The sequence below is a fragment of the Bradyrhizobium sp. HKCCYLS2038 genome (genome assembly GCF_051167655.1).
Lineage (GTDB): Bacteria > Pseudomonadota > Alphaproteobacteria > Rhizobiales > Xanthobacteraceae > Bradyrhizobium.
The window spans coordinates 1-17,519 of sequence record NZ_JBNPTM010000012.1 but is presented as its reverse complement, the minus strand read 5'-3'; the positions used below and the strand labels follow the sequence as shown (position 1 = coordinate 17,519).

General features: G+C 66.7%; 15 protein-coding genes. 7 read left to right on the top strand and 8 right to left on the bottom strand.

Annotated features, from left to right (window positions below; genetic code table 11):
• Nucleotides 1-19: 19 nt before the first annotated feature.
• The 3 genes from prfB (at nt 20) to ACQR1I_RS32910 (ending at nt 3,035) form a co-directional block, all read left to right on the top strand.
• Nucleotides 20-1,154, top strand: a protein-coding gene (gene prfB / locus ACQR1I_RS32920; RefSeq protein WP_434870701.1) for a peptide chain release factor 2 whose coding sequence is annotated in 2 segments (ribosomal slippage) — nt 20-88 and nt 90-1,154 — 1,134 coding nt in all. Because the reading frame shifts where the segments join, the coding sequence is not laid out codon by codon here.
• A gap of 3 nt (nt 1,155-1,157) precedes the next feature.
• On the top strand, nt 1,158-2,039 hold the full coding sequence (locus ACQR1I_RS32915; protein WP_434870702.1) for an NAD(P)-dependent oxidoreductase: 882 nt from the start codon (nt 1,158-1,160) through the stop codon (nt 2,037-2,039).
• 87 nt (nt 2,040-2,126) lie between these two features.
• Complete coding sequence (locus tag ACQR1I_RS32910) at nt 2,127-3,035, top strand: DMT family transporter (RefSeq protein WP_434870719.1); 909 nt, start codon at nt 2,127-2,129, stop codon at nt 3,033-3,035.
• 9 nt (nt 3,036-3,044) lie between these two features.
• Here ACQR1I_RS32910 and upp read toward each other — a convergent pair whose 3' ends face one another.
• Entirely contained in the window at nt 3,045-3,680 is a 636-nt protein-coding gene (gene upp / locus ACQR1I_RS32905) for a uracil phosphoribosyltransferase (protein ID WP_015666779.1), read from the bottom strand.
• 49 nt (nt 3,681-3,729) lie between these two features.
• A complete protein-coding gene (locus ACQR1I_RS32900; protein ID WP_434870703.1) occupies nt 3,730-5,457 on the bottom strand; it encodes a cation:proton antiporter in 1,728 nt (575 codons plus the stop codon).
• A 25-nt stretch (nt 5,458-5,482) separates the two neighbouring features.
• Between ACQR1I_RS32900 and ACQR1I_RS32895 the strand changes: the two genes are divergently transcribed.
• Nucleotides 5,483-6,025: a DUF3124 domain-containing protein gene (locus ACQR1I_RS32895; RefSeq protein WP_434870704.1), complete on the top strand. Its 543-nt coding sequence runs from the start codon at nt 5,483-5,485 to the stop codon at nt 6,023-6,025.
• Nucleotides 6,026-6,040: 15 nt separating this feature from the next.
• Here ACQR1I_RS32895 and ACQR1I_RS32890 read toward each other — a convergent pair whose 3' ends face one another.
• From ACQR1I_RS32890 to ACQR1I_RS32870, 5 genes are all read right to left on the bottom strand, one after another.
• On the bottom strand, nt 6,041-8,191 hold the full coding sequence (locus ACQR1I_RS32890) for a methyl-accepting chemotaxis protein (protein ID WP_434870705.1): 2,151 nt from the start codon (nt 8,189-8,191) through the stop codon (nt 6,041-6,043).
• A gap of 660 nt (nt 8,192-8,851) precedes the next feature.
• Nucleotides 8,852-9,286 (bottom strand): GlcG/HbpS family heme-binding protein, encoded by a 435-nt coding sequence (locus ACQR1I_RS32885; RefSeq protein ID WP_434870706.1) that lies wholly within the window; start codon nt 9,284-9,286, stop codon nt 8,852-8,854.
• A 40-nt stretch (nt 9,287-9,326) separates the two neighbouring features.
• A complete protein-coding gene (locus ACQR1I_RS32880) occupies nt 9,327-9,986 on the bottom strand; it encodes a glutathione S-transferase family protein (RefSeq protein WP_434870707.1) in 660 nt (219 codons plus the stop codon).
• Nucleotides 9,983-11,488 carry a carotenoid oxygenase family protein gene (locus ACQR1I_RS32875; protein ID WP_434870708.1) on the bottom strand — a complete coding sequence of 502 codons (1,506 nt, stop codon included), beginning with the start codon at nt 11,486-11,488 and terminating at the stop codon, nt 9,983-9,985. Before ACQR1I_RS32875 ends, ACQR1I_RS32880 begins: the two co-directional genes overlap by 4 nt.
• A gap of 42 nt (nt 11,489-11,530) precedes the next feature.
• Nucleotides 11,531-12,691: an MFS transporter gene (locus ACQR1I_RS32870; RefSeq protein WP_434870709.1), complete on the bottom strand. Its 1,161-nt coding sequence runs from the start codon at nt 12,689-12,691 to the stop codon at nt 11,531-11,533.
• Between the two features lie 195 nt (nt 12,692-12,886).
• Here ACQR1I_RS32870 and ACQR1I_RS32865 point away from each other — a divergent pair, with 195 nt between their 5' ends.
• Together ACQR1I_RS32865 and ACQR1I_RS32860 are read left to right on the top strand one after the other, a co-directional pair.
• On the top strand, nt 12,887-13,807 hold the full coding sequence (locus ACQR1I_RS32865; RefSeq protein WP_434870710.1) for a LysR family transcriptional regulator: 921 nt from the start codon (nt 12,887-12,889) through the stop codon (nt 13,805-13,807).
• Between the two features lie 118 nt (nt 13,808-13,925).
• Entirely contained in the window at nt 13,926-15,155 is a 1,230-nt protein-coding gene (locus ACQR1I_RS32860) for a LysM peptidoglycan-binding domain-containing protein (protein ID WP_434870711.1), read from the top strand.
• Nucleotides 15,156-15,240: 85 nt separating this feature from the next.
• Here ACQR1I_RS32860 and ACQR1I_RS32855 read toward each other — a convergent pair whose 3' ends face one another.
• Entirely contained in the window at nt 15,241-16,956 is a 1,716-nt protein-coding gene (locus tag ACQR1I_RS32855) for a protein kinase domain-containing protein (protein WP_434870712.1), read from the bottom strand.
• Nucleotides 16,957-17,115: 159 nt separating this feature from the next.
• On the opposite strand from ACQR1I_RS32855, the gene ACQR1I_RS32850 reads away from it, so the two are divergent.
• On the top strand, nt 17,116-17,373 hold the full coding sequence (locus tag ACQR1I_RS32850; RefSeq protein WP_434870713.1) for a LysM peptidoglycan-binding domain-containing protein: 258 nt from the start codon (nt 17,116-17,118) through the stop codon (nt 17,371-17,373).
• Nucleotides 17,374-17,519 lie beyond the last annotated feature (146 nt).

Sequence of the window (17,519 nt, the reverse complement as noted above, 5' to 3'; positions counted from 1 at the left end):
GCGGCCCGAAGAGAGCGACATGCGCGCCGAGATCGAAAAAATCGTAGAAGAGATCAAGCAGTCTGTCGGGCTGCTGAGGAGGCATCTTTGACGTCGAGACATCGACGGCAAGGCTCGCCGAGCTGAACAAGCTCGCCGAGGATCCCAACCTCTGGAACGACCCCCAAAAGGCTCAACGGCTGATGCAGGAGCGAACCTCACTGGAGGATTCGCTGACCGGCATCGGCAAGGTCGAGCGCGAGCTCAGCGACAACATCGAGATGATCGAGCTCGGCGAAGCCGAGAACGACGCTGGCGTCGTCAAGGAAGCCGAGAACGCGCTGAAGGAGCTCAAGAAGGACGTCGCACGGCGCGAGCTCGAAGCGCTGCTGTCCGGCGAGGCCGACAAGTTCGACACCTATCTCGAGGTTCATGCCGGCGCTGGCGGCACCGAGAGCCAGGACTGGGCGCAGATGCTGCTGCGCATGTACACGCGCTGGGCCGAGACCCATGGCTTCAAGGTCGAGTATCTTGAGGAATCGCTGGGTGAAGAGGCCGGCATCAAGTCGGCGACCATCCAGATCTCCGGCCACAACGCCTATGGCTGGCTGAAGACCGAAGCCGGCGTGCATCGGCTGGTCCGCATCTCGCCGTTCGATTCGAATGCGCGCCGCCACACCTCGTTCTCGTCGGTGCAGATCTTCCCGGTCATCGACGACTCGATCAAGATCGACATCAAGGAGTCCGACGTCCGCGTCGACACGATGCGGTCGGGTGGTGCGGGCGGCCAGCACGTCAACAAGACCGAATCGGCGGTGCGGCTGACCCATATCCCGACCGGCGTCGCGGTGGTCTGCCAGGCCGGCCGCTCGCAGCACAAGAACCGCGCCCAGGCGTGGGACATGCTGCGCGCGCGGCTCTATGAGATCGAGCTGAAGAAGCGCGAGGAGAAGGCGGCAGCCGATCAGGCGGCCAAGACCGAGATCGGCTGGGGTCACCAGATCCGCTCCTACGTCCTGCAGCCCTATCAGATGGTGAAGGATCTGCGCACGGGCGTGCAGACCTCCGACACCTCGGGCGTGCTCGATGGCGATCTCGACGAGTTCATGGCCGCCACCTTGGCGCAGCGTGCTTTCGGCACCACGCCGGGGGCCGTGATCGACGACGTGGACTGAGCGGTGGCGCGCGTCGCCTTCATCGGGCTCGGCCGCATGGGCCATGGCATGGCAGGTCGTTACCTCGACGCCGGCTATTCCGTCGCGGTGTGGAATCGCAGCCAAGCGAAGGCCGACGATCTGATCGCCCGCGGCGCGCGCTGGTCGACGTCGCCGGCCGATGCGGCGATCGATGCCGATGCTGTTGTCACCATGGTCGCCGATGACGACGCATCGCGGGCGGTCTGGCTCGGGCCGGACGGCGCCGCCGCGACGATGCGGGTCGGCACCATTGCGATCGAATGCTCGACCGTGTCGCGTGACCATGCGCTGCGGCTGTCGCGCGAACTGAACGCGCGCGGCGTGATCTATCTCGACTGTCCGGTGACCGGACTGCCCGACGCGGCGGCGAGCGGCAAGCTCACGCTGCTGGTCGGCGCCGACGCCGCCGATCTCGAGCGCGCGCGGCCGTATCTGACGCCGATCGGTTCGACCATTCGTCATTTCGGGCTGGTCGGTGCGGGCACGGTCTACAAGCTGATCAACAATCTGTTGGGCGCGATGCAGATCGCCGGCCTCGCCGAGGGGCTCGCGATTGCCGAGCAGGCCGGCCTCGATATGAACCTCGTGCTGGAAGCGATCCAAGGCGGCGTTGCGGCCAGTCCGCAAGTGCTGCGGCATGCGCCGCGCATGATCGCGCGCAACTTCGCCGATGCGAGCTTCACCGCCGCGCTGCGCTACAAGGATGCGGCGTACGCGTTGCGGCTGGCGGAAGAACTGCTCGGCGATCGTCCCGTCATGGCCCAGGCCGCCGTCGATGCTTATGCGCGGGCGAAGGCGGCGATGCCTGACGAGGACGAGGGCCGCATGATCGAGCTGGTCTCGCGGCCGAGAGGCTCGCCCTAGCCGTCGCGCCATGGTGGCGCAAAACGGGTGGACGGCGGCTTGCTTCGGCTGCAACGTCCCTCCGCAGATCGACAGGCGGTTGCCATAATGACCTCTCCGAACGACGGCATGGATGGGCGGGATTGGTCGCTGCTCGGTCTGCTGTCGTTGTTGTGGAGCGGCTCCTTCATCTTTAACAGCCTAGCCTTGAAGGAACTGCCACCACTGACGCTGGTGCTGTTGCGGATCGTCTTGGCGGCCGCGATCCTGCTGCCGATCTTGCGCTGGCGCGGGCTGGGCCTTCCCAAGGGCATTGTCGGCTGGTGGCCGTATGTCGCCGTCGCGCTGTTCAACAATGTCGTGCCGTTCTGTTTGATCGTCATCGGTCAGACCTACATCACGTCGGGTCTTGCCTCGGTTCTGAATGCCACCACGCCGCTGTTCACGATCTTGGTGATGGCCGCGGCCGGCGAGGAAAGGCTCTCGGCGCGTCGCGTCGGTGGCCTCATCGTCGGGCTCGTCGGCGTCGTAATCCTGAGAGGCGATGCCTCCGGCGGCGGCATCGGCATTCTGTTCGGTCTCGGTGCGTGCTTCAGCTATGGCATCGCCGCGCTGCTGGTGCGGCGTCACCTCGCCAACTCGCCGCCGCTTGCCACCGCCACCTTTCAACTGTCCGCCTCGAGCGTGATGATGCTCGTGATCGCCGGGTTGGTCGACCGGCCGTGGTCCTTGCCGATGCCCGGGCCGCAGACCTGGCTCGCGATCGCTGCGCTCGCGACGCTGTCGACGGCCTTCGCCTACATCGTGTTCTTTCAGGTCATGCGTCGCTCCGGTGCCACCAATGTGACCTTGGTGACGCTGCTGATTCCCGTGACAACGATCCTGCTTGGATCCTTGATCCTCGACGAGACCATTTCGCTGCGGGAGCTAGCTGGTGCGCTCGTGATCGGGAGCGCGCTGCTGGTGATCGACGGACGCATCTTCAACCTCCTACGCCTCGCGCCGCGCCCGTCCTGACCACTCCTGCTATTTCGTCCCGAACATTCGGTCGCCGGCATCGCCGAGACCCGGCACGATGTAGGCGTGGTCGTTCAGCCTCTCGTCGATCGCGGCGGTCCAGATCGGGATGTCCGGATGCTCCTTCTCGAACTGCGCGATGCCTTCCGGCGCGGCCAGCAGGCAGACGAAGCGGATGTCGCGCGCGCCGCGTGCCTTGAGCAGCTCGGCCGCGGCGCAGGCCGAATTGCCGGTCGCGAGCATCGGATCCATAAGGATCACGGTGCGGTCGGTCAGGTCCTGCGGCGCCTTGAAGTAGTACTCGACCGCCTGCAGCGTCTTCGGATCCCGATAGAGCCCGATATGGGCGATGCGCGCCGACGGCATCAAGGCCAGCATGCCGTCGAGAAAGCCGACGCCGGCGCGCAGGATCGGGGCCAGGGTCAGCTTCTTGCCGGCGATCTTCGGCGCCTTCATCGGCGCGATCGGTGTCTCGATGTCGACCAGCTCTAGCGGCAGGTCGCGGGTGACCTCGTAGGCCAGCAGCATCCCGATCTCGTTCAGGAGCTCGCGAAAGCCCTTGGTGGAGCGGTCGCGCTCGCGCATCAAAGAGAGCTTGTGCTGCACCAGCGGGTGGTCGACGACATGGACTTGGCTGTTTGTCATGATCTTGGGTCTGGCAGGATTTCGTGTTGTGGATCGGGGTTGACGCGCATCACGGCAGCACCTCGCGGCGGTCGGCCAACATGGCCTCAGCCTGGCTTCGCCGCTCCAACAAGAGGCCGGCGCTGGCGTCCTGGATCAGGTTGAGCAGCACCTGCGCATCGCTGAGCCGCGGCACGGTCACGTAGTCGGCGCCGGCCTCGTAGAGGTCGCGGACGTCGGCGAGCAGGTCGGCGGTCGCGACGATCTTGGCTGATGCGTTGATGCTGCGGACGTGCCGCACCAGCTTCTCGTTGTTGGCGCCCTTGAGCAGCGAGTCCGGAATGCTGAGGATGATCAGCTCGGCCTGGCCGACCCCGGCATGGACCAGCGTGTCGACATTGCTGATGTCGCCATAGGTCACCTGGATGCCGCGATCGGACAACGTCCGGAACACCACCGGATTGAAATCGACCACGCCGATCTGCTCCAGCAGCCCCGGCTGGTTGCGCTCGATCTCGCTGAGCAGGGCGCTCGCGGTCCGGAAGAAACCGAGCAGCACGATCGGCCGTCCGGCCGCGTGGCCGCCCTCGTGGCCTGCCTCGCCGTCCTTGGCGGTGTCCAGGTCGCGCAGGCCGACGCGCTTCAGCAGCGGGATGCTCCGGCGCACGATCGGATCGGAGCGCACGATCACGAAGGTCGAGAGCACCGCGAGCAGCACGAAAGCGAAAGACGCCGCGGCCGACGTGCCGTTCTTGAGATGTCCGGCGGCCGCGCCGGTCTGGATCACCACCAGCGAGAACTCGCTGATCTGGGCGAGGTTGAGTGCCGGAAGCAGGCTCGCGCGCAGGCCCTGCCGCATCATGTAGAGCGGCGTGAAGGTGGTGACGAGCCGGCTCGCGATCGTGAACAGCGCGATCACCAGCGCAAGCCCGACAACCGACATCGTCGGGATCGGGATGGTCATGCCGAGGGCGACGAAGAACAGCGTGATGAAGAAATCGCGCAGCGTCGTGACCTTGGCGGTGACGTCGAGCGCGTAAGGAAAGGTCGAGAGCGACACGCCGGCGATCAAGGAGCCCATTTCCCGCGACAGATGCAGCCGCTCGGCGATCTCGCCGATCAGGAAGCACCAGGCGAGCGCGCCGAGCAGGATCAGCTCCGGGGTGCGCGCGATGCGGTGGAACACCGGCGGCAGCACGTAGCGGCTGAGCAGCAGCGCGATCGCGACCAGCGCGCCGGCGCGGGCGAACGACAGCAGGATGACGCTGAAATGCAGGTCGTCGAGGCTCGGCTGCACCGCCAGGAACAGGATCGCGAACACGTCCTGCAGCACCAGCACGCCGAGCGTGATGCGGCCGGGCAGGGTGTCGAGCTCGCGCTTCTCGTACAGCACCTTGACGATGATGACGGTCGAGGACAGCGCGCAGGCGACGCAAAGATAGAGCGCGTCATAGCTCTCCGCGCCCATCCGCATGCCGATGGCGACGAAGAACAGGATGCCGAGCGCGGCGCCGCCGAGCAGCTGGACGCCGCCGGCGATCAGGATCACCGGGCCGGCGCGGATGATCTTCTTCAGGTCGATTTCCAGCCCGATCATGAACAGCATGAAGATCAGGCCGAGCTCCGAGATCACCGAGATCGATTCCTGGGACTTGACCCAGCCGGTGCCGAAGGGGCCAATGGCGAAGCCCGCGACCAGATATGCGAGAATCGAGGGCTGGCGCCAGCGGTGCGCCGCCAGTCCAAGCACCCACGCAAACAGGATGCAGAGCGTGATGTCGCCGATCAGTTCATGCATGAAGCAACCCCCGAGGCGGCAACTTATGTCGCGCCGCGGCGCAAGGAAACCCGCAATCTGTCACATCGGGACCGCGGTGCTGGCGCTGCTGCTCGCAGGGAGCGAGGGGCGGGCGGCCGACAGCCTGACCACGACGTTTGCGAGCTCGCTGACCGCGGTTCCTGCTGACGCTGCGACCGTGAGCGGCGCGGTCTATGTCCCCGTCTATTCCAGCGTCGCCATGAACCCGGGCAAGGTGCAGGCCGATTTTTCGGTCACCCTGAGCATCCACAACGCCTCCGAGCAGCGGCCGCTGATCGTCAGGCGCATCGACTATTACGACACGGCCGGCGCGCTGGTCGAAGCCCATCTGCGCGAGCCGGTGGCGCTGAAGCCGTTCGCGACCGTCGAGGTATTCGTGCCCACCAAGGACACGCGCGGCGGCACCGGCGCCAATTTCGTCGTCGACTGGGCGGCGACCGGCGAGATCGCCGAGCCGGTCGTGGAGGCGCTGATGGTCGGCGGCATCGGCGCCGGCCATTACGCCTTCATCAGCCAGGGCCGCCCGATCCGCCTGACCAGGCGCTGACCCGGGCCGCTGGCGTCAGGCTGCCCGCACGTTGTCGAGGAACCTGCTGACCTCCTGGCGCAGCCGGTCGCTCTCCTGCGACAGCGACTGTGCCGCCGACAGCACGCCGCCGGAGGCGGAGCCGGTTTGCGAGGCGCCGCGCTGGACGTCGACGATGTTGGTGTTGACCTCGGAGGTGCCGCGCGACGCCTCCTGAATGTTGCGCGAAATCTCCTGCGTCGCAGCACCTTGCTGCTCGACGGCGGCGGCGATCGTCGAGGAGATCTCCGACAGCCGCTCGATGGTCGTGCTGATGTCCTTGATGGCGACGACCGATTCCTGGGTGGCCGCCTGAATCCCGGAGATCTGCTGCGCGATCTCGCCGGTCGCCTTGGAGGTTTGCTCCGCCAGCGCCTTGACCTCGGACGCGACCACCGCGAAGCCGCGGCCGGCATCGCCGGCACGCGCCGCCTCGATCGTGGCGTTGAGCGCCAGCAGATTGGTCTGGCCGGCGATGGTGTTGATGAGCTCGACGACGTCGCCGATCCGCGCGGCCGCCTTCGACAGCTCGTTGACGCGGTCGTTGGTGACGCGGGCCTGGTCGACGGCGCCGGAGGCGATCCGCGCCGATTCCTGCACCTGACGGCTGATCTCGGTGACCGACGAGGTCAGCTCCTCGGTCGCCGAGGCGACCGATTGCACGTTCGTCGAGGCCTGCTCGGACGCCGCGGCCACGGTGGTGGCCAGCTGCTGAGAGCGCGATGCCGTCGATGACAGTGTGCCGGCCGACGCCTCGAGCTGGGACGAGGCCGTCGACACGGTCTGCACGATGCCGCCGATCGCGCCTTCGAACTCACTGGCGAGCTTGCTCATCTCAGCCTTGCGTTTGACCTCGCCGGTACGCTGGATCGCCTTCACTTCCTCGCTGTTGAAGCGAACGATCGCCTGCACGGTCCGGAGATTGCGCAGCGCCTCGCCGAGTTCGTCGTCGTGCGCGACCGGGATCAGGTTGTCGAGCTTGCCGTCGGTGATGTTCTGCATCGAGTCGTTGAGCACCTTGAGCGGTCGCAGCACCGCGCGAATGGTCTGCACGCTGAACAGGGCGCCGATTGCAAGGCCCGCCAGGATCATCAAGGCGACGACCGCGATCACGGCGTGGTACTGGCTCTCGGCTGACTCATAGAGCGCCTTGCCTTCCTTCACCTGGATGGCGACGAGCTTGTCGAGCTCGTGCTTGGCGGCCTCGAACAGATCGTGACCCTTGGTGGCGATGTGCTGGCTGGCCTCGTCGAACTTGCCTTGCTCGAGCAGGACCAGGCCCGGTCTGATGCCTTCCTCGAGATAGGCCTTGCGCTTGATCGCGTACGTCTCGGCGACGGCCTTCTCCTCCGGCGTCAGATAGCTCGCCATGTAGTCGGCCCAGACCTTGGAGATCCTTTCGCTGTTTCCGTCCACGAACGCCCTGATGCCGGCGATCGATTTTCCGGCCTTGCCGTTCGCCGCTGCTGATTGTTGCGACGACATGTTCTGCAGGCTGCGATCGTTGATCTCGAACAATTGCGACAGCGGAATCGTGCGATCCTCGTACAGCGACCTCATGCTGGCATCGGACGACCGCGTCGACAGCAGGCCGGCCGCACCGATGATCAGCATGAAAACACCCAGCACGGTGGCCAGTGTCGTCAGGCGGGCTTTCAGCGTGCCGGTGAAGAACGACAGCCGGTCGAACACGGAGCGTTGGCGGATGATGCCGGCGCTGATCGCGTAATCCTGCGCCTTGTTCTGGTTGAGCAGCCCATAGACCTTCTCGGCCTCGGCGCGCTGGTCGGCGGGAAGCTTGGTGCGGATCGAGGTATAGCCGGTGACCTCGCCGTTTTCGCGGATCGCGGAGGCGGTGGCAAGAACCCAATAGAAGTCGCCGTTCTTGCGGCGGTTCTTGACCGCGCCGGACCATGGCTTGCCCTGCTTCAGCGTGTCCCAGAGATTATCGAACGCCGCGGCGGGCATGTCGGGATGGCGGATGATGTTGTGCGGCTGACCCATCAGTTCGTCGGAGGTGAATCCGGCAGCATCGACGAACTGGTCGTTGAAGTAGGTCAGCTTGCCCTTGAGATCGGTGCGCGAGACGATCAGCGTCTCGTCGGTGATCGGGTATTCGTTTCGGGTGACGGGCAGATTTTGGCGCACGGATGAAACTCCATTGTCCCCTGCCTGCATGCGGACGTTGGATGCAGGCGGTCGTGTCAATGTTAAGAGGGGCCTTAATCCCGTTAAGGGTTGCATAAAATTGAGGCACCGTATGAATACGGGCCGGGGAGGCGGGCTGGGCGTCTTCGCTGGGCCTGAGCTCGTGAGACGGCGTGCAGAAGCCTCCCGCGGCGCGCAAGCACCCGGGTTGATCGCAGCGAGCCCTCGCGAACCGAGGGCGCAGGGAATGCCGGGTGAGGGCCTCACCCATGGCCCGCCTGCAGACAAGAAAGCAGGCGGCAGTCACCACAGGTACAGCCGATCGACCCGGCATTCCCCGCGCGGCTGGTTTTAACGGCTTATACGCGATCTCCCCGGGGACCGGGCTTTCTTGCCCCCGTCGTCTGCGCCGCGCGTCAGCACCGGCTCGGACTTGGCCTCAGCGTCGGGAGGTCAGGACCACGCGACTTCGCCGTCCGCGCAGCCATGCCCGTCGTGCACAGCCGCCGCGTCCACCGCATCCCACCCCAACGTCCGTGACGACGCGTACGCCCCTCGCAACGAGGCGGGATGGACGGATCATATATGAATTCTGAAAAAAAGAAACAGAAAATTTGCGCGAGGTGCCGTCAGGGCCAGCGGAACGGCCGCCGTCAGATCCTATCGTTGGATTGTCTCCTCCGTCTGGAAGCCGGCCGCGACGATTCCGGCGATCGCGCAGGCCTCGTCGTGGTCGCCGGTGTCGCCGGAGATGCCGACGGCGCCGAGCACCCGTCCGGCAGGTCCGAGGACGAGAACGCCGCCGGGCGAGGCGACGAGGCGGCCGCCGCTGGTGACCGAGAGCATGGTGAAGAAGGTCGGCAGATGGCCGGCGCGGCGGCTCAGCTCGCGCGAGCCGAAGCCCATGCCGAGCGAGCCCCACGCCTTGCCGAAGGCGATCTCGAACCGGACGATGCCGGCGCCGTCCTCACGCTGGTAGGCGATCAGGTGACCGCCGGCATCGAGCACCGCGACGGCGAGCGGCGCGAGGTTTTGCGCACGGCCGTGGCGAAGTGCGGCTGTAACGATGGTGACGGCATCGGCTAGTCCCAGCATCACGGGCAACTCTTGCTTGCGATCGAGCGACACCGGCGCCTCAGACGAACATCGCGAGAATGCCGAGCGCGCTCTCGGGCCGCGGGATCCGGAAGCTGATCGGCTTCCAGTCCGCCGCTGCCGGGCGTTCGAGGCAGTCGTCGAGCCAGCGCTCGACGCGCGGCCATTCCGACAGATCGAGCGAGCCGAGCCGCGCAAGCGTCATGACAGCAGCCACGTTCAGGTCGGCGACGGTGAAGCGGTCGCCGATCAGATAAGAGCGCGACGCGAGATGGCGATCGAGCACGCCGAGCGGGCGGGCGAGCTTGGTCAGTGCGACCTTCAGCTCGTCGGCATTGCGCTTGTCGGCGTCGAACAGGAAGCGGTTGGCGGCGGCGAGCAGCAGCGGCTTCTCGATCTCGGTCACCACCCAGAAGCTCCATTGGGTAGCGAGAGCCTCCTCCGTCAGGTTCGCCGGCGAGATCTCGCTCGGATGGCGGCGCGCCAGATAGAGGTTGATCGCCAGCGACTCGAACAGGACGACCTCGTCGGATTGGTAGGCCGGCACGCGACCGTTCGGATTGATCGTCAGGAATTCCGGCCGGCGGGTGCTGCCGTCGGTGAACTCGGTCGGGACGTGATCGAAAGCGAGCTTCAGCTCCTTCAGCATCCACGCGCAACGATGCGCGCGCGAATGCAGCGAGCCATAGAGCCGGTTCATGGTGGTGCTCCTCTGTTCGTGGCCGCGCGCGTCACCAGGCTGTTCGCGTCAACCCAGATGCCGTGGAAGCCTTCGTGCACGCGGCACGGAAAGCGCAGCGTTGCGACCGGCCCGGCCGAGAGATTGCGCGCATCGAGGATCACCAGATCGGTACGGTTCTCCGCGCGCCGGCCGACGATGCTGAGCAGCCAGCCGTCGCCCTCCCCCGCATCCGCGCTGCGCGGCACGAAGCAGGGCTCCTCGGGCGAACTGTCGGGGCCGGCGTAGTAGAAGTCGAGCTTGCCGGTCTCCTCGTCGAAATGTCCGAGGCAGGTGAAGGGCGGACCCTTCGGGCCGAACGGCAGCATCGGTCCGAGCTTCGGATTGTTGGTGCCGAACCAGAAATGCCGCACCCGGCTCATCGCGAAGCGCGGGTCGATGACCGGCATCTCGCCGATATGGCCGATGAAACGCGCGATCTCGATCGCGCCGCTTTGGCTGGCGAGATCGAGCGTCCAGCGCTCGCCGAACGGCGGCAGCTCATGGGCTCCCGGGTTGTTTATGTCCGGGAACTGGCTGAGCCAGCCGGACTCGGTGACGAACTGGTCGAGCACGAGGCGGCTGCCGTCCTCCCAGGCGTTGAACGTATGCGTCTGCATCGCGAGCTTCGGGGCCGTGTACCAGCGGATGCCGGCCACGCCCTCCCGGCGCGGAATGACGGCGACGTGGGTTTGCCGATGGCTGTCCCAGTGCCAGTAGGGCTCGCCCTGCCTGACGCGCTCCCAGTCGCACACCATCGGGCAGATCACGAAGGCGATGTAGTTGCGCGACACCAGGAAGTCGTGAACCATCGAGCAGTACGGCGCGGTGAAACGCTCGGTGCGGGTGAACTCGCCGTCGGCCGCGATGCTGTAGAGCTCGATCTCGTTGCTGGCCGTGCCCTCGCAATTATAGGCGAAGGCGATGCACTCGCCGGTGAGCGGATCCATCTTCGGATGCGCCGTGAAGGTGCGGCTCGTGAGCTGGCCAGCGAAATCGGTTTCGCCGCGGGTCGCAAGCGTCAGCGGATCGAGCTCGTAGGGACGGCCCGATTCCTTCAGCGCGTAGAGCCTGCCATGATGCCACATCACCGAGGTGTTGGCGGTGTTGGCGTCTTCGCCGGCGACCTCGGGTGAATCGGTGAAGGGATTACGATAAGCGCCGAACAGCGCCTTGCGCGCCTGCCGTTCGCGCAGGAACTTGTGGGTGCGGACGTAGCGCATCGCGAGGTCGGCATGGCCGTTCTGGATCCGGACCATGTGGACCATGCCGTCGCCATTGAGGAAGATGTCCTTGCCGAGCAGCGGCGGATAGCGGTGGTCGGCGCTGTTGCGGTAGTAGGCGCCTTCGAGGCCGGCCGGGATGCGGCCGATCACCTCGAGGTCGTGCACCTCGCCCTCGATCCGCACCGGCGCGGCGTAGCCGGAGAACACGACGTCCTGCGGAAACTGCAGGCCCGTCGGCTGGGTGACATGCTGGTTCATTCTCGTGTTCTCCTCGGCAGTCAAAAAAAATGGATATGCGGCTCAGGCCGACCGCAGCATGGCTGGCGCTGCGCCGGTGCGGGCCCTGAACGTGAGCATCAGCACGACCGCGAGCGTGGACGTCGCCGCGGCCATGTAGGCGAGGCCGCCATAGCCGATGCCCTGGACGATCGCGCCGGCGACGGCGGGGCCGGCCGCCGAGCCGATCATCATCATCGCCGGCGTGGCCGCCACGGCGCGGCGGCTCGGGTCGACCTGCGAGAGCAGGCCGAACAGGAAGGTGTGGGTGAAGATCACGATCGAGACGTAGGGGCTGGCAAAGGCTGCGAAGGTCGCGAAGCTCTCGGCTGACACGACGACGAATGCCAGCGCGGCCTGCAGCACCGGCCCGGCGATGCCGACCGCGATCGGCGACAGGCGCTGCTGCAGCATCGCCGCCAAGGCGCCCGGCAGCAGGTTGATGAAGCCCACCGCCATCAGCACGGCCGTGATGTCGGCGCGCGAGAAGCCCTTGTGGTCGGCGATCCGCTCCAGGAAGGAGAAGATCAGCGCCTGGTTGAAGGTGAGGCAGATCACGACGGCGATGACGAGCCACGCCTTGGCCGGCATGGGCTGGCGCGTCACGTCGGTGGCGGCCGCTCGTCCGGTCGTCCGCGGGAAGCCGAGCGCGGCGACGAGCGCGGCGAGCGCCATGCTGCCGGCGAAGACGACGAACAGCACGCGCGGGCTGACCGCGTGGATCAGCGCCGGAACGGCGGCGAAGAAGGCGATGCCGAACACCGCGAGCGCGACATTGGCGAGACCGAACAGGCGGTGCGGATTGTCCGTCCTGCCCATCGTGCCGTGCGTCATCGACAGCGCGGCGCCCGCCGCGAGGCCGGCGATCACATGGATGACCGGCAGGACCGCGAACGGCGTGCCGGCGACCGGCCGGCTGGCGAGAATGCCGAAGGCGGCGCTCGCGACAGCGAAGCCGATGACGACGACCGCGCGCGGATCGAGCCGCCCCAAAGCGCGGGCGGTGAGCAGGCTCGCGAGCACGATGCCGGCGAGAAAGCTGGTGACGGTGACGCCCGCCTGGGCCGGCGACAGACCGTAGAATTCGATGAACGTTCCGACCCAGACCGGCAAGGCCACCATGTCCAGCATGCCGGCCACGTGGCACACACCAAGCACGACTCCACTCGAGCGCGAACGGCCCATGTTTCCCTCCCCGTCAGGGGATCAGTGGCGGCCCCACGGCCCGGGCGTCTGCGCCACCCTTTGCCTTTGCTGATCCCGCAGACAGGCTAGGTCGGATCGACGATCCGGCAAAATCGATTGAATTGCATTCCTGCATCGATAGGATCGATACATCGGTCCCACGGGAGAGGATCGCAGGGCAGGGAGAGCGCGGCGATGCGGCTGGACAGGTTCGACCTCAATCTGCTGGTCGCGCTCGACGCGCTGCTCGACGAGCGCAACGTCACCCGCGCCTCCGACCGCCTGCGGCTGGGCCAGTCGGCGACCAGCGCGGCGCTGGCAAGGCTGCGCGACTTCTTCGCCGACGAGCTGCTGACGCCGGTGGGCCGCCAGTTCGAGCTGACGCCGCTCGCCCAGGCGCTGGTCGAGCCGGTGAAGGACACGCTGATCCGCGCGCGCACAGCGATCAGCACGAAGGCGGAGTTCGATCCGGCGAAGGTCAGCCGGACGTTCCGGATCTGCGCCTCGGACTACGCGACCTACGTGCTGGTATCGCGGGTGGCGATCGCGCTGGCGCACCGGGCGGCCGGCTTTCAGCTCGAGATCTCGCATCTGCCGAGGCATCTGGAGCAGGTGTTCCAGCTCGGCGACATCGATCTGATGATCCTGCCGGAGCTGTATGCGTCGCGGATTCCGCATCCGCAGACGCATCTGCTGTCCGACGACCACGTCTGCATGATGGATCAGGCACGCAAGCTGAAGCGCGGCCGGCTGACCGAGGACGACTACTTCGCAGCGAGCCACATCAACGTCCGCCTCGGCGAGCCCGGCTCCTATTCGTTCGAGGAGCTGTTCTTCCCGCGCATGGGCCGGCAGCGCAAGGTGGCCTGCACCGTCGATACGTTCTGCGTGCTGCCGACGATGCTGTGCGGAACGGACCGGATCGCGACGGTGCATCGGCTGCTCGCTCAGCAACTCGCGCGGCATTATCCGGTGAAGTATGTCGACTTCCCGTTCGAGATTCCCCGGCTGAACGAGTCGATGATCTGGCCCTCGTTTCGCGACCAGGATCCGAGCCACAGGTTCCTGCGCCAGGTGTTCGCAGAATGCGCAGGCCAGATGGCGGGGGGCCGCTGAGGCCGGTCCGGCGCTGCCACGCGATGGCTTTTCGACAGCCAGGATGTTATGAACGCAGCAGGATTACCGCCGACGGAGTCGTGCCTCCGTGCGCGCTCGACCAGGGACGGATCACCGCATGAGCACCGGAAACGGCGGACGTTGGATCTGGATTGGCGGCGGCGCCGCGGCGGTCGCGCTGGCCGGTCTGGCGATCGCCTTTGCCGCTGGTGTCCTCGATTTGTCGATGATCAAGCGTGACGTGACGTCCGCGAGCCGTGATGGCACTGCGGCATCAGGTGCTCTGCCGCCTGGGCCAGGGCCAACGCCCGAGGCTGCGCAGCGCGCCGCGGTGCCGGGCGCGGCTGACAAGGTGAGCGCGACGACCCAGGCCGCGCTCGCCACCGCACAGCAGCAGGCCAGCGGTCTCGCGGCGCTGCTGGCGCCGGTGACCCCGCCGGCGGCTTCCAGCGACGAGCCGTCATTCGATGTGGTCAGCGTGGAGCCCACGGGCGAGACCGTCGTCGCGGGCCGCGCGGCTCCCGGCGCCACCGTCGAGCTGTTGCGCAATGGCGAGCCGCATGCGCGGGTGGTGGCGGATCGCGCAGGCCAGTTCTCGATGGTGCCATCGCCGTTGCCTGCCGGCACGTTCGAGCTGACCCTGCGCGCGCGGCAGCCGGACGGCCGCGAGCTGTCGTCCAAGCAGAGCGTGGCTGTCGTGGTCGAGGCCGGCAAGCGGCCGGCCACCGTTGCGGTGATCGCGCCCGACCAGCCGACGCGCGTGCTGTCGAAGCCTGCGTCATCCGCGCCGCTGGCGGTTGCGGTGGAGGCCGTCGATTTCGAGCCCAACGGCAATCTGCGCGTCAGCGGCCGCGCCAAGCCTGGCGCGACCGTCAGGATCTATATCAACGACCGTCTCGTCAGCTCGGCTGTGGCCGGCACCGACGGGCGCGTGGCCGCGACCATCAAGGATGCCGCCTGGGCCGGCAAGGACCGGCTGCGGCTCGACGAGGTGGACGGCAAGACGGGCGCCGTTCAGGCCCGTGCCGAGGTGCCGCTGAACGTGCCGGAAGCCCTGACCACGGCCTCGCTGCCTGCGGCCGCGGCCCAAGGCAGTGGCGCTGCCGCCGCGCGTACGCAGCTTGCATCGGCGTCGCCAAGCGACCTCAAGGAGGTGGCGGCGTCACCCGCCCGGCGCGGCGTCAGGACGATCACGGTCTCGCGCGGCGACAGCCTGTGGCACATCAGCCAGCGCCTGCTCGGCGAAGGCACCCGCTATGCGGTCATCTACCGCGCCAACCGCGAGCAGATCCGCAGGCCGGATCTGATCTATCCGGGCCAGGTGTTCGTGCTGCCGGCGAAGCGGTAGGCGGGCGCAGGCGTCAGCCAGTCTGGTGCGTCTGCCAAGTCCGTCAGCACCAGAGCCGCGTGACGGCAAGGTCCGGCAGCAAGCCTTATCGCGGCCAAGCCGCTGCTGTCAGGCGTAGCTGTGCGATGTGGTCACAGATGTTTTCAGCCGCGCTGCGGAAAACGTCTGCGGAACCGATCACGCTCGCGTTGAGATTGGGCAACATCTGCAACTCCGGTGGGAGCTCGTGAGCATTGGGCATCCCGGCGCCATCGAACAGGATCGGCAGGATCGGTATCTGAAGTTCGCTCGCGGCAGCGATCTCCTGAATGATGTAGTCGGGGCGGGCGGCGGACTGATACCAGCGGCGGCGACGCGTGCGGAACGACGGCGTCCAGCCTGGTCCGATGATCACCAGCTGAATGGCGCAGTTGCACAGCACATCCTTGATGTGATCCCAGAAGTCGCTTCCCGGCGGGATCGAGTGCGCGTCGACGAACACCGCGCCGGGGCCGAACCGCATTTCGAGAAAGTCGAGCAGGCGGCCTGTGAAATGAGCGCTGTCGCTGCGCCGGTACGACAGGAAGATCTTGTCGCCGAGCGGCCGCGGGGCATAGCCGGTCGGGGCCAGCATCGTCTTCGGAAACAGGTCGTCGAGCAGTTCGGTGACGCTGTCATAGCGCTGCGCGGGATCGAGGCTGAGGCCCTGGTCGATGACCCGGTAGAGCCGCTCGCCGAAGCGCAGGGGGCGATCGACCTGGGTGCGCAGCGGCTGCAGATCATCGGATGCCTGGCGCTCGCGCGCGTCTTGCGGTCGCTGTCCCGAGAGCAGCCAGTAGAAGGTGGCACAGAGCGCATAGATGTCGCAGCGCGGATCGAGCCGCGTCTCGGGGCTGTACTGCTCCGGTGGGGCGTAGCCCGGCGTTGCCACGATCTCTCCCTCAGTGATCGCGCCTTGCTCGATCGCGGCACCGAAATCGATCAGGATCGGCAACTGCCGGGCATTTGCGATCAGGACGTTTGCGGGCTTGACGTCGCGGTGCAGGAAACCGCAGGAATGGACGTGCGCAAGCGCGTCGCCGGCCGCGCTCAGCAGTCCCAGTACGTCGGAATGCGCCAGGCTGCCGCGGGCTGCTTCGGCCCAATGCCGCATGTCGGCACCATCGATCATCTCATAGACGATGTAGGCCGTATTGTTGGTACGGAAGAAATCCTGGATACGAACGACACCTTCGTGACGCAACGCGAAGGTGATGCGCGCCTCCTCGGAAAAGTAGTAGCTGGCCCAGCGGATCAGGCGGTCATCTGCGTCAGCCTCGACGGAGCGGACCTCGTTCGTCTGCGTGCGATAGCAGCCTCCCTGCAGGAACAGCTCCTTCAACGCCACGCGGCGGCGGATCACCGTGTCCTCCGCGGAGTAGGTGATGCCGAAACCGCCTTCACCGATCACCTTCTCTATGCGGTAGCGATGCACGAGCGAGCCGACCGGCAGCGACTTCCTGATCGCCGGCCGGTCTTCACTGTCGGTGAAGACGTCGCGCTGGCCACGGCGCGGGACGAACAGGACCGTGGCAGCGTCGTCTGGAACGTCGCTCCGGAGAGGGCGGGCGAAGAGGCGGGTCTTGTCGTCGTCGTCGCGGCCCGTCAGCTCATGGAACGATGCATGGGTCCGCTGCCCGATCAGTGTCGGCGGCGCTGCGACCAGCATCGTCCGGTTCAGGATGACGGTGTCCTGCACCCGGCGTCCTGCCAGCAGATCAACCGACGGCGGCGCCAGCCGGGTCTGCGGGCGAGCGAAGAAGGTGTGGCGTATGTCGGACACCGCGGCGCTCCCGGCGTGAGACAGGGGATCGCATCATGCCACCCTATCGCGCCTTCGGAGTCCAGAGCCATCAGATCGGCTGCGATCTATCCTGCGGAGCGGCTCGAGGTTGCTGCGGGAGCCGTTCAGCGTTCTGGCTCTCTTCGGAGGGGAGTTCACTTGAGTGGCGCTGCCGCCGCGCGCACGCAGCTCGCATCGGCGTCGCCTGGCGACCTCAAGGACGTGGCGGCGTCACCCGGCCGGCGCGGGATGAGGACGATCACGGTCTCGCGCGGCGACAGCCTGTGGCACATCAGCCAGCGCCTGCTCGGCGAAGGCACCCGCTATGCGGTGATCTACCGCGCCAACCGCGAGCAGATCCGCAGGCCCGATCTGATCTATCCGGGCCAGATGTTCGTGCTGCCGGCGAAGCGGTAGGCGGCAGGTTGATAGGCGGTGGGCTTGGAGCTCTCCGTCGCGACGACGACTGCGGAGTCTCGCGCTTATTGACCTTGCCCCCAAGTTTTATCCAGGTCTCAGTTCGTTCGGGCGGTTGGATGTGCCCATCCGGGCTGTGTTAGCGG

Bases quoted from the DNA above. Each gene is read 5' to 3' on its own strand.
- ACQR1I_RS32880 (WP_434870707.1), bottom strand. From the start codon at position 9,986: ATGAACCGGCTCTATGGCTCGCTGCATTCGCGCGCGCATCGTTGCGCG.
- ACQR1I_RS32910 (WP_434870719.1), top strand. From the start codon at position 2,127: ATGACCTCTCCGAACGACGGCATGGATGGGCGGGATTGGTCGCTGCTC.
- ACQR1I_RS32860 (WP_434870711.1), top strand. From the start codon at position 13,926: ATGAGCACCGGAAACGGCGGACGTTGGATCTGGATTGGCGGCGGCGCC.
- ACQR1I_RS32900 (WP_434870703.1), bottom strand. From the start codon at position 5,457: ATGCATGAACTGATCGGCGACATCACGCTCTGCATCCTGTTTGCGTGG.
- ACQR1I_RS32870 (WP_434870709.1), bottom strand. From the start codon at position 12,691: ATGGGCCGTTCGCGCTCGAGTGGAGTCGTGCTTGGTGTGTGCCACGTG.
- ACQR1I_RS32865 (WP_434870710.1), top strand. From the start codon at position 12,887: ATGCGGCTGGACAGGTTCGACCTCAATCTGCTGGTCGCGCTCGACGCG.
- ACQR1I_RS32875 (WP_434870708.1), bottom strand. From the start codon at position 11,488: ATGAACCAGCATGTCACCCAGCCGACGGGCCTGCAGTTTCCGCAGGAC.
- upp (WP_015666779.1), bottom strand. From the start codon at position 3,680: ATGACAAACAGCCAAGTCCATGTCGTCGACCACCCGCTGGTGCAGCAC.
- ACQR1I_RS32885 (WP_434870706.1), bottom strand. From the start codon at position 9,286: ATGCTGGGACTAGCCGATGCCGTCACCATCGTTACAGCCGCACTTCGC.
- ACQR1I_RS32895 (WP_434870704.1), top strand. From the start codon at position 5,483: ATGTCGCGCCGCGGCGCAAGGAAACCCGCAATCTGTCACATCGGGACC.